Origin of the sequence: Anaeromusa sp. (assembly GCF_028691475.1) — a bacterium.
GTDB lineage: Bacteria > Bacillota > Negativicutes > Anaeromusales > Anaeromusaceae > Anaeromusa.
Genome location: NZ_JAQUZF010000001.1, coordinates 1 through 10605, shown reverse-complemented (window position 1 = coordinate 10605; position 10605 = coordinate 1). Strand labels below are relative to the sequence as shown.

The 10605-nt window shown below is 53.0% G+C and carries 11 protein-coding genes; 3 read left to right on the top strand and 8 right to left on the bottom strand.

All coding sequences use genetic code 11. The annotated features are described in order from the left end of the window. Positions 1–40: 40 nt before the first annotated feature. Complete coding sequence (locus tag PHF27_RS00055; protein ID WP_300064570.1) at positions 41–271, top strand: hypothetical protein; 231 nt, start codon at positions 41–43, stop codon at positions 269–271. Here PHF27_RS00055 and PHF27_RS00050 read toward each other — a convergent pair. Further along, complete coding sequence (locus PHF27_RS00050; protein ID WP_300064567.1) at positions 268–948, bottom strand: thymidylate kinase; 681 nt, start codon at positions 946–948, stop codon at positions 268–270. The genes PHF27_RS00055 and PHF27_RS00050 overlap by 4 nt on opposite strands. Beyond that, the gene (locus PHF27_RS00045) at positions 945–2393 is read right to left on the bottom strand and encodes an aminotransferase class I/II-fold pyridoxal phosphate-dependent enzyme (RefSeq protein WP_300064564.1); all 1449 of its coding nucleotides are present in this window, start codon (positions 2391–2393) and stop codon (positions 945–947) included. The genes PHF27_RS00050 and PHF27_RS00045 overlap by 4 nt, the downstream gene beginning before the upstream one ends. A gap of 99 nt (positions 2394–2492) precedes the next feature. On the opposite strand from PHF27_RS00045, the gene PHF27_RS00040 reads away from it, so the two are divergent. Further along, the gene (locus PHF27_RS00040; RefSeq protein WP_300064561.1) at positions 2493–3572 is read left to right on the top strand and encodes an ATP-dependent 6-phosphofructokinase; all 1080 of its coding nucleotides are present in this window, start codon (positions 2493–2495) and stop codon (positions 3570–3572) included. A 77-nt stretch (positions 3573–3649) separates the two neighbouring features. Here the strand turns inward: PHF27_RS00040 and PHF27_RS00035 are convergent, their stop codons facing one another. The 4 genes from PHF27_RS00035 to PHF27_RS00020 all read right to left on the bottom strand — a co-directional run bounded on the left by PHF27_RS00035 (position 3650) and on the right by PHF27_RS00020 (position 7723). Next, on the bottom strand, positions 3650–4810 hold the full coding sequence (locus PHF27_RS00035; protein ID WP_300064558.1) for a sensor histidine kinase: 1161 nt from the start codon (positions 4808–4810) through the stop codon (positions 3650–3652). A gap of 343 nt (positions 4811–5153) precedes the next feature. Further along, positions 5154–5573: a hypothetical protein gene (locus tag PHF27_RS00030; protein ID WP_300064555.1), complete on the bottom strand. Its 420-nt coding sequence runs from the start codon at positions 5571–5573 to the stop codon at positions 5154–5156. Then, positions 5570–6193, bottom strand: coding sequence for a YqaA family protein (locus PHF27_RS00025; RefSeq protein ID WP_300064831.1), 624 nt, complete (start codon positions 6191–6193; stop codon positions 5570–5572). The genes PHF27_RS00030 and PHF27_RS00025 overlap by 4 nt, the downstream gene beginning before the upstream one ends. A gap of 87 nt (positions 6194–6280) precedes the next feature. Next, positions 6281–7723 (bottom strand): HD domain-containing protein, encoded by a 1443-nt coding sequence (locus PHF27_RS00020; protein WP_300064552.1) that lies wholly within the window; start codon positions 7721–7723, stop codon positions 6281–6283. Positions 7724–7985: 262 nt separating this feature from the next. Between PHF27_RS00020 and PHF27_RS00015 the strand changes: the two genes are divergently transcribed. Next, on the top strand, positions 7986–8969 hold the full coding sequence (locus PHF27_RS00015) for an efflux RND transporter periplasmic adaptor subunit (protein ID WP_300064549.1): 984 nt from the start codon (positions 7986–7988) through the stop codon (positions 8967–8969). Here PHF27_RS00015 and PHF27_RS00010 read toward each other — a convergent pair. Both PHF27_RS00010 and hemL read right to left on the bottom strand, forming a co-directional pair. Next, positions 8959–9381: a gamma-glutamylcyclotransferase family protein gene (locus tag PHF27_RS00010; protein WP_300064546.1), complete on the bottom strand. Its 423-nt coding sequence runs from the start codon at positions 9379–9381 to the stop codon at positions 8959–8961. The two genes, PHF27_RS00015 and PHF27_RS00010, sit on opposite strands and share 11 nt — an antisense overlap. 74 nt (positions 9382–9455) lie before the next feature. Beyond that, positions 9456–10605: glutamate-1-semialdehyde 2,1-aminomutase (hemL, locus tag PHF27_RS00005; protein ID WP_300064543.1), on the bottom strand; the 1150-nt coding region annotated here is incomplete at its 5' end.

Genomic DNA, 10605 nt, shown 5'->3' with positions numbered 1-10605 from the left:
GCTATAATTAGTCCGATTATGCAAAAAAAGGAGGCTTTTTATGAGCCGCATGATTGCCGGCGAACTCTTGGCCGGCATTATTTATGGAGATACGACGAATCAAGAATACGTTTATTTGCCCGCGGGAGAAGTAGGCAGCGAACCTGGCGTCTGCATTTTTGAATCTCACGAATCTTACCAGGACCTTTCTTTAGAAGAAGCAGCCCGTTTGGCAGCCCGCCTTTCTTTACGTCCGGTGCAGCATCCCCGGATGGGCCCTCGCTCTTTTTAGCCGTCCCAAGCGCAGAGCTCTAAGGCTCTATTGAGAATGTCCTTGTGAATCTCTTCAATGCAGCGCAGTTTTCCTTGGGGCGCACAGTTCACTTGCTGCCAACCGTATTGTACGGCCAATTGCCGGTATAAGGAGTAGCAGGCGTCCAAATACGCCGTATCTTGCTCATGAATGTCCCGCTTGCGCTGTTCACTTTCTCGAGCGGCGATCAATGCTGCACTGAGCGCAGGGGGAACATCCAAAAAGAAAACCGCATCCGGCACAGGGAGGGAAAATTTTTCAAATTCCAATTCCCACAGCCACTTTAAAAAAGCCTCTCTTTGCTCCCCTGGCTGCACTTTGACCGCTTGATGCACCATATTGGACGTTGCGTAACGATCGGCGATAACAATACCGCCTTGCCGATAAAATTCGCCCCAATCCGTATGATAGGAAGCAAAGCGGTCAACGGCATAAAACGAAGCAGCCGCATATGGATTGACATCAGCCGCACGTTGTCCGAACTCCCCTGCCAGATACATCTTGATGGCCCCAGCCGCAGGACTGTCATAATTAGGGAAAGACACCTTGCGCACCTTATGCCCCGCTTTGATCAGCGCCTCCACTAATAAGCGCGTCTGCGTAGCTTTACCGCAACCATCGCCTGCTTCTAAAATCAGAAGTTTTCCTTTTCTCATTTCCATACCACCCTTATCGTCTCCAAAGTAGTATCAGCCATACCTGACATATGCTGCCCTTGACGCTTACAGGCTGTAATCCAAGCAAGCACTTCCGCCGTTAATTCTTCCCCCGGTAAAACAAGGGGAATCCCCGGCGGATAAGGAGTGATTGCTTCCCCGGCGATCAGCCCTTGCGCCTCTTGCAGCAACACACTGCGATAGTCCGTCAGAGCCGCCTCTCGCGGCGTCATCCGTTGCGGCGGAACCGGCGGCAACGCCATTGTTTCTTTTGAAAAATATCCGGGAGCCGGCAGCTGCAATAACTGAGGCAGCCCTTGTCCCAAACGCTCCCAGTCCTGTTCGACATCAGCCAGGGACAGCAGCAGCAACAGCCGCGTTTCATCCGCCCATTCCACAGCAATGCCCTGACGTCGCAATTGAGCGGCCGCAGCGTGCCCCGACCAGCCTCGCACGGCCAGCGTAATCTTCGTAATATCCATTTGAAACGGCGCCGCAAGCGTCCCCGCCACGCCGCCAACTATATCTACGCCCGCCAAGGCTTGCCAGCGGCGGCGCAGCTGCTCCGCCTGCTCCCAAAGCTGGCGGAGCCTTTTTTTACCCTCTTGGGCCAGTTGCCAGCGCGCCGCATCTAAAGAGGCCATCAGAAGATAGCTGGGACTGGAAGACTGCAGCCACTGCAAGGCGCTTTTCAGCCGTCCCACATCCAGCGCACTATCTTGCCCCACATGAAGCCAGGAGCTTTGCGTCAGTGATCCGGCCAGTTTATGTGCGCTTTGCACGCAAGCGTCTGCGCCGCAGAGCAAAGCCGTAGGTAAAGAGCCATCCGGCAGCCAAGGAAAATGAACGCCATGGGCTTCATCGACAAGGGCCAGCAGTCCGTGCGTGCGGCAAATTCGAATCAACGCCGCTAAATCGCCGGTCACGCCTTGGTACGTCGGACTGACAAAAAAAGCCGCTTTGGCTTGGGGATGCTTCTTTACAGCTTGTAAAAAATCAGCGGCATCCAGCCCCAGCGGCATGCTGCTGGGTTCGTCTTGACGCACCTGCACAAAGATCGGCTTAGCCCCGGACAAGATCAACCCTGACAATACAGCGCGATGCGCATTGCGCGGCACCAAAATTTCATCTCCCGGCTGCAGACAGGCTAAAAGCAACGCTGCAATTCCAACGCTGCTGCCATTGATCAGAAAAAAAGAAGCCGCCGCTCCGTAAAGATCGGCCAACAGACTTTGCGCTTCGGCAATGCAGCCCTCCGGCTCCTGTAAATCATCCAGACCGGCAATCTCCGTCACATCCGCCTGCCACAGCTTAACGCCCAGCAGATCCTGCGCCGGCTGCGGCGCTCCCAGGCCGCCTTTATGTCCCGGCATATGCTGGCGCAGCGCGTTCTCCCCGATATACTGTTCCAACGCCTTTACCAAAGGCAAGCGACTTTGATCCATGTATTCTCCTTGCACTTCATCAGACTTGACACAAACAGAGGAAATCTGCACAATTATGCAGAACTTCATGTTCAGTATACCACTAAAAGGAGCATCTGTATGAAGCATATAGCGATTCTTACCGGCGGCGGCGATTGCCCTGGCCTTAACGCCGTCATCCGCAGCGTTGTCAAAATGGCCTCACAGCATAACATTAAAGTCACTGGCATAAAAAATGGCTTTTCCGGTTTAATTCATGGCAAAACCCTACGCTTGAATCTCCAAAGCGTCAGCGGTCTTTTACATCGCGGCGGCACCATTTTAGGCACAACCAACCGCGACAACCCGTTTTCCTATGCCTGCAAAAGCGGCGAAGCATGCATCTATGTCGATAAAAGCCAGGACGTTCTGGATCATTTGAAACAATGGGAAATCGACGGCCTTATCGTCGTCGGCGGCGACGGCTCTTTGCATATCGCCAACCAATTTGCCGCTTTAGGGGTCCCCATTGTCGGCGTTCCCAAAACCATTGACAATGATTTATCCGCCACAGACTACACCTTTGGCTTCGAGTCTGCTGTCACTACCGCCGTAGACGCCCTTGATAAATTACATACTACCGCCGAATCCCATCATCGGGTCATGCTTTTGGAAGTAATGGGACGCTACACAGGCTGGATTGCCTTACAGGCCGGCATTGCCGGCGGCGCGGATGTGATTGTGATCCCGGAAATTCCTTATGACATCAAAAAAATCATCACGGCCATCAAAAAACGGCGCTCTTTAGGAAAAAGCTTCAGTATCATTGTCGTTGCGGAAGGAGCCAAAGCGCTGGGCGGCAGCTATACCATCCAACGTTTGGTAGAAGGCAGCCCCGATCCGCAGCGTTTAGGAGGCGTCAGCCACCATCTGGCCAATGATATCGAAGCGCTTACTACCTTGGAAACGCGGGTTACTATCCTAGGCCACCTGCAACGAGGCGGCTCTCCCACTGCTTTTGACCGTCTTTTGGCCTCCCGCTATGGAACAGCGGCCGTCCAATGCCTGCTAGACGGAAAATTCGGCTGCATGACCGCCCTGCACGGCTCCGAGATCGTCTCTGTCCCCTTAGCAAGCGCGGTCGGCGAACTTAAAACCGTCCCCATTCACGGCGAGCTTGTGCAAACTGCTAAAAATCTGGGCATTTCCTTTGGAGACTGATAAAACCAAGTTCTGCAATAGCAAAGGACGGCCTGCAGAAAGAATGCCTCTTCCAGGACCGTCCTGATGCACTACCCTTACTCTAACTCGTCCGTTTCTTCCAAGGGGATTTTCAAAAACAGCTGTGTTCCCGCTCCTGGCTCAGACTGAACACGCAAATCCCCTTTTAAAATGTTAGCGCGCTCTCGCATCCCCAGTAACCCGAAGCATTCGTCGGAAATCTTTTCATCCAAAGAAAAACCTATCCCGTCGTCCTGAATCAAGACCTGCAATGTTTTCGGACGATATTCCATGACCACCTGAACCTGTTTCGCTTTGGCATGTTTTTCCACATTATGCAAGGCCTCCTGTACAATACGAAAAACAGCCGTCTCCCGATAGGCGTCCATGCTTACTTCTTTGCCAATCACACGCAGCTGCGCTTCTATGCCGCTTTGCTCCCGGCAGCTCTGGCAAAGCCCTTTCAAGGTCGCTACCAAGCCTAAATCGTCTAAGGACATCGGGCGTAAGTCGCAGATAATTTTGCGCACCTCCCGCAAACAGCCTCGTACCTGCTCGCGCAAATCCGCCAGCTCCGCTTTTGCTCGCTGACTATCGCGATCTACCATACGTTCGCAAATTTCCGTGCGAAATACCAAATTCGCCATAGTCTGCGCCGGACCGTCGTGAATTTCCCGGGCCACGCGACGCCGTTCCTCTTCCTGGGCGTGAATAATCTGCGCCCCCAGGCGCTGGGTCTGCTGCAAGGATTCGATATGCACCACTACATCATCCATTTGCGTCCCCAGATAGCCCAGAACAGCCCCTACCTGCGAAACCAGACGCTGCGCCTTGTGCGCCGTCAGCTCCAGCGTTCGCAAACGAAGCTCCATTTCATCCCGGCGCAAGCGCAGATTCAGCTCGCATTCTCTGGCTACCGCCAGCTCCACCTGTAAATCTCGCGCCATATCATAGGCTTTGCGAACGTCCTCTTCACTAAACTGACGAAAGCATTTGCTTACCTCCATCAAGTTAATGCGAGCTTGCTTCTCCTTGATTTCCAGCTTGTCTACCCGATCAATGGTAGTTGCCGCCTCTTCTTTCAGGCGCAGCAAATCCCGGCGCAGCTTTTCCACCTCGCCGCAAGCGGCTTCATACACATCATATATCTCGCTTTTGCTTTCCTCAATCGCTTCTACCGTTCGTTTCACGATCGAGTCGAGCATTTTCGCATCCAATTTTGTTGCGCTGACGTCCATTTTTGGCCCCCCCTGTTCTTTCCTTCTCCCTTGCTAAAAAAAAAGCATTCGCAGAACCTCATCTTCTGCGAATGCTTTTTTCGCGACCCCGCACAGCCATGCTAACGTCTCAGTTGCAGTCCTGCCTGGCTCAGGTGCTGCACAACACGTCACTAAGAACAGGTTAACCTGCCAAAACAGCTGCCTTGCGCCGCCTCTTCCTCATTGGTTCGTCTTAAAAACGCCAAGCAAGGAAGGTAGTCTTTCAAGCCGAACCGTCATTAAACCGCCCTGCTTGTCCAACTCTTTCATTTAAACATTAGCAAAAGACTTGAATTGCGTCAATATTCCCTTATTAAATTAATCAGCAACTTTTTAAAAGCAGCGTTAAGCGAGTCAGCGCTTCCGGCCAAGCAGCCGCAAACGCTTCTGCTTCTCCGCAAACAGCAGCCACGCCCGCAGGCATGTTCTTTCTTTCTATCTGCCGCCCTTGTTGCTGCAAAAGAGCGTACAATTTCTCTGCAGCCGCCTCGTCAGTGGAAAAGCAAGGCACTTCTTCCGCATAGTCTTGGCGGTGCTTTAGATCGTCCCATTCTTCTTCGCGCATGGGACGATACATGCCCTTAAAGGCAGCCAGCGTTTCTTTCGCCATCAGCCATTTTACCGCCATTTCCGCACTAAACTGCAAGGTATGCGTGACCCAGCAATAGGCGCCGCTAGCCACTGCTGCCGCCTCATCCAATTCGCGCCCCTGCAGCGTTTTTTCGCCAGCCTCTATCTTCATAGCTCCTGCCTCCTAGCTTCTGCTGATACTGCCACTCGAGCCTGCATTTTATGCCGGCGAAATAGGTAGACTCCAAGGACCATCAAAACGCTTACAAGTACAAAGCCGATAATTGCTTCGGTCTTATACTTTTCAAACATGGCCAACGCTTGGGCGCCGTAATAGTAAATCAACAGCCCTTCCACCAAAAACCGTTTCGCGCGTCCCAAAAAAGAAAAGACAAAGAAAAGGCCCAAATTTACACGAAAAGCGCCAGCGCTAATGGAAACAAACTTATAAGGAATCGGCGACATAGCCGCCAAAAACACCGCCAAGGCGCCATACTTTTCCATCCAACAGCGGATTGTCTCTAAATGCCGCTCTGGAACAATACGCCGCAATGCGGGTTCACCAAAGCGATGGCCGCCGTAATAGCCGATAAAACCGCCCAAAACCGAAGTAAGGGTCGTCCAGACGGCATACCAGATCGCTTGTTCTGGATTAGCCAGCGCCATGGGGATCAGCAGTAAATCCGGTAAAATGGGAGAAATAAAAGACTCCAGGAATGCCACGGCCAGCAGCCCCCATAAACCATATGTTTGAAAAAAGGCGACTCCGTCCTGCAGCCAGGCTGTCTCCATGCTTCGCACCTGTCCTTCCTAAACCTAAACATCACTGTCTTTGTTCTTTGGCAAATCTCATTCTTATATTATAGCAATCTCTGGAGGTCACTGCAATTGCTTTTGCCGTTCCTTGCGCAACAACAAGGCCTGCCGCAAAACGTCTGCTTCATTTTTTAGCATTCCGCTTTGAATGCGCTGCAGCAAATTTTTCTGAAACGCCCCAACTTGCGGCCCTCTGCCCAACTCCGCCGCAATGTCGCCGCCGGAAATGGCCAGCTGCGAGACAAAAAAGGGCGTCTGTTGCAAAATGGGCTCCACCTTCTGCAACAACTGCTCTAACGAATCGTTCGGCTTCGTGCGCGTCGCTGTCGCATCCGCCCAATATAAAGCAAAAAGCTGCATTACTGCTTGCCGTAACTCCTCTACGTCACGGAACGCGACCGCGCGTTTGCGCAGCCAGCGCACCACGGATTTACGCGACAAATCCGGCGCGTGCATATGGTTTCTAACCAGCCACACTGCACGTTTAGCCACTTGCGGATCTACACGCAGGCGGCTTAGTATATTTTCTGCAAGTTCCGTGCCTACCACGTCATGACGATGGTCCGTCCACTCGCCCTGCGCGTTTACCCCCCGCACTCCTGGCAATCCCTTCGCCACATCATGAAGCAGCGCCGCCCAACGCAACGCCAACTGCGGCTCAATCCGTTCCACTGTATCCAACACATGACGCCATGCATTCAAACGATGATGCTTCGGATTTTGCGGCAGTTGATATAGATGCATAAGTTCCGGCAAAATAGGCACGTTCTGCGCCACGCCCTCGTCTTTTGCCCGACAAGTTTCGGCAAGCAGCCCGGTCATGCGCAAAACATGAATTCCCTTCGCTGCATGCCTAGCCAGGAGAGTCTTCTCCAATTCATTGCGCACCCGTTCCACCGATAACCCCCTCACCCGCTCTCGGTTGGCTACAATGGCCGGGAAAATGTCCGTATCGAAAGAAAAACCCAACTGCGCCATAAATCGAGCGGCTCGAAACATGCGCAAACCATCTTCGGCAAAACGAACCGTAGCCTCGCCTACCGCCCGAATACGTCCTAAACGCAAATCGCTCAAACCGCCAAAAGGATCATATAAATCGCCGTTCACATCCAGGCATAAGGTATTAATCGTAAAGTCCCGGCGGCTTAAGTCTTCCAACAAGGAGTCGCCCCACTCCACTTTTTTCGGCCTGTGGCTGTCTTCGCCATATTCTTCCCGGCGGAAAGTAGTGACATCATAAGGAATGCCTGCAATTACAACCAGCACACTGCCGAATCTCGCGCCCACGTCGCTGGTCTTCCAGCCCCGCCTGATAGCCATAGCGCGAATATCGTCCGGCTTGGCATTCGTGCAGATATCAACATCAATATGGTTCACGCCGAGGAACAAATCCCGCACTGCACCGCCTACCATATAGGCTTGCCAACCTTCCTGGGTCAGAGCTTCAAGAATTTTTCGGGCTTGCTTCATAACCGCCTCCACGTCTCCTTGCACTTTCAACCACATGGCAGCTATCGCCTCATTTCCGCATGCACGCCTGCAAAATCAAGCACTGTGTGGTGTACCGCTTACGCTTTCTTTTCCATTTCATTATAGCATGAACCCTGCCAGAGAGCCTCTGCTTTAGCAGACTTTCGCCGCATTGTGTCGAAATGATGACTTTTTTGCTATGCCTGCAGGAACTGACTAAGCTACGCCGAAATCAAAAGACGGGATAGACTGCACTAATCTATATTGATTGAATCAGCATAAGTAAAGGAGCATCTACATGTCAGACACCAATAGCGATGATTTATTATCACCACGCGCCGCTTTCGCTTTGCGGGTGCTTACGGTTGTTCTCTTAGCCATCGGGTTGGCCTTGGGAGTGTATTTCTGGTACCAAAACACCTCTACCCTAAAAAGTTCGGACGCCCGCATTCAAGGAGCTCTCTATAGCCAAACAGCTCGGGCTTCCGGTCAAATTTTAGAAGTTCTCGTAAAAGACGGCGACGTCGTCGAAAAGGGAACCCCCTTGCTCACACTGCACTTTCCTGAGTTAGATAAGCAAAAAGAAGACGCTTCAACCGCGCTTGTCGCTGCCCGGGCGCTTTACGCACAGGTCAGCCAAGGCCGCCGAGGTCAACCGCTGCAAACCGGCGGCAGTATTGACAGCGGCGCCGTAGCGCGCCTGGAGCAAGCCGCCCAGCATTACCAAAAAATGCAAGAATTGTATGCACTAGGCGGCATCAGCGCCGCCGCGCGTGATCGCGCCGCCAGCGCCTACGAACAAGCCCGCCAGGAAGCCAGCGCCGCTCCGACCATGATCACAACCCCTAATCAGCCCCCGGATCCTAACGAAGTTCGCATGGCTCAACAGCAAATCCAGCAAGCGGAACAGAAATTAGCGGCCTTACAGGCTTTAGAACAGCAAAAAATTGTCACTGCTCCAACTAGCGGCACTATTTCCTTACTTAGCGTTCGCGCCGGGGATAATGTTGCCATCGGTCAACCTTTGCTGGCGGTCATCTCCAATACCGAACTTTGGCTCACCGTCCGAGTCGATACAAGCGACGCCCTCAGACTGCAAACCGGTCAAAGCGTAAATTTCGTCCTACGTGATTTGCCGGGGCAAACCTTCACCGGCGAAGTGCTGGAAACCTCCGCTGCCGGAGCAACCGGACAACGCCAGCCAATTAAGGTGTCCCTCCCAAACGAAACTCCTTCTCCCTTCAAGTCCGGCATGTTGGCGGACGCTGAATTTATATTTTAGCCGGCCAACGTCCTTCAGGCAAAACAATCGTCTTTCGGGGCAAGGCCTTCTTCTCAGGCCAGACATACACATAGGCTTCCCATTCCTGGCCGTCGTCGCTGCACACAAGGCAGCGGCGGCGGTCATATTCATTACGTGTATCATCTTCTCCAAAATATTCTTCCAACGCATCTAGCACCTGCAAGGCCTTCTCTGGATTCTTAAGCTGCAGGCATTCTCCCCAAACTACGCCTTCTTCTTCAAGAAGCACCGCCGGATAACCGCGGTCTGCAAGATGGTACAACCTCCCGTTAATGCGCCCTCGCCACTTCTTTTGCACATACGAAGCCGCTACTGCCTCATTAGCTTGCCCAGACTGCAAAGTCCCGTAAACAAATACCAGACAGCCCTCCGACTCTCCTCTTGTTTTCATTACGTTTCCTCCTTAGATAAGAAAAGAACTGTGATGCCTCTTGCGAGGCTTTCACAGTTCTTCTTGCTTTCTTCTTACGGCTGAAAATGATCTTTTACAGCCATCACCGCCGCAAAGGCGTGCTCCGCTGCATTCAGCGTCCGTTCCAGATCGCTTTCGCTGTGAGCCGCTGACACAAAAGCCGCTTCAAACTGCGAAGGCGCCACGTAAATTCCTTGCGCCAACAGAGTGTGGAAGTACGTGCAGAAGGCATCCAAATCAGCCTGCTGGGCAGTCCGATAATCCAAAACCGGTCCTGCATGGAAAAAGAGACCGAACATCCCGCCCAAATGGCAGGTACTCACAGGCAGCGCATATTTGGCAGCCCGACCATAGAGGCCTTGCGCCAAGGTCGCCGTCTTTCGGGACAATTCATCATAAAAGCCTTTTGTCTCCATCAGCAAACGCAGCGTGGCAATGCCGGCGGTCATCGCCAAGGGATTGCCGCTCAGCGTACCAGCCTGATAAACCGGCCCTGCCGGAGCAATGCATTCCATAATATCCTTGCGGCCGCCGTATGCGCCAACAGGCAAGCCGCCGCCAATGATTTTCCCTAAGCAAGTTAAGTCCGGCTTGATTCCATAGACGCTTTGCGCTCCGCCCAGAGCCACCCGGAAACCGGTCATGACTTCGTCGAAAATCAACAAGGCGCCGTATTTGCTGGTTAAATCCCGCACGCCCTGCAAATAGCCGTCGCGCGGCAGCACCATGCCCATATTACCAGCCACTGGCTCAATAATGACAGCTGCAATCTCCTGCGGATTGGCTTCAAAAGCGGCAGTCAGCGCCTGCAGATCATTATATTCTACAGTCAGCGTGTTACCAGCCACTTCGCCAGTCACTCCCGGACTATCAGGAACCCCCAGGGTAGCCGCGCCAGAGCCCGCTTTGACCAACAGGCTGTCATGATGTCCATGATAGCAGCCGGCAAATTTAACTATTTTGCTGCGTCCGGTAAAAGCCCTAGCCAAACGCAGCACGCTCATCGTCGCCTCCGTGCCGGAATTGACCATGCGCACCAGTTCCATCGACGGTACGCAGTGCCGCACCATCTCCGTCAGCTCTGTTTCCAACAGCGTCGGCGCGCCATAGCTGGTGCCTTTCCGAATCGCCTTCTCCAGCGCTTCAGTGACTTGCGGGTGGGCGTGACCCAAAATCATCGGCCCCCAGGAGCCAATGTAGTCA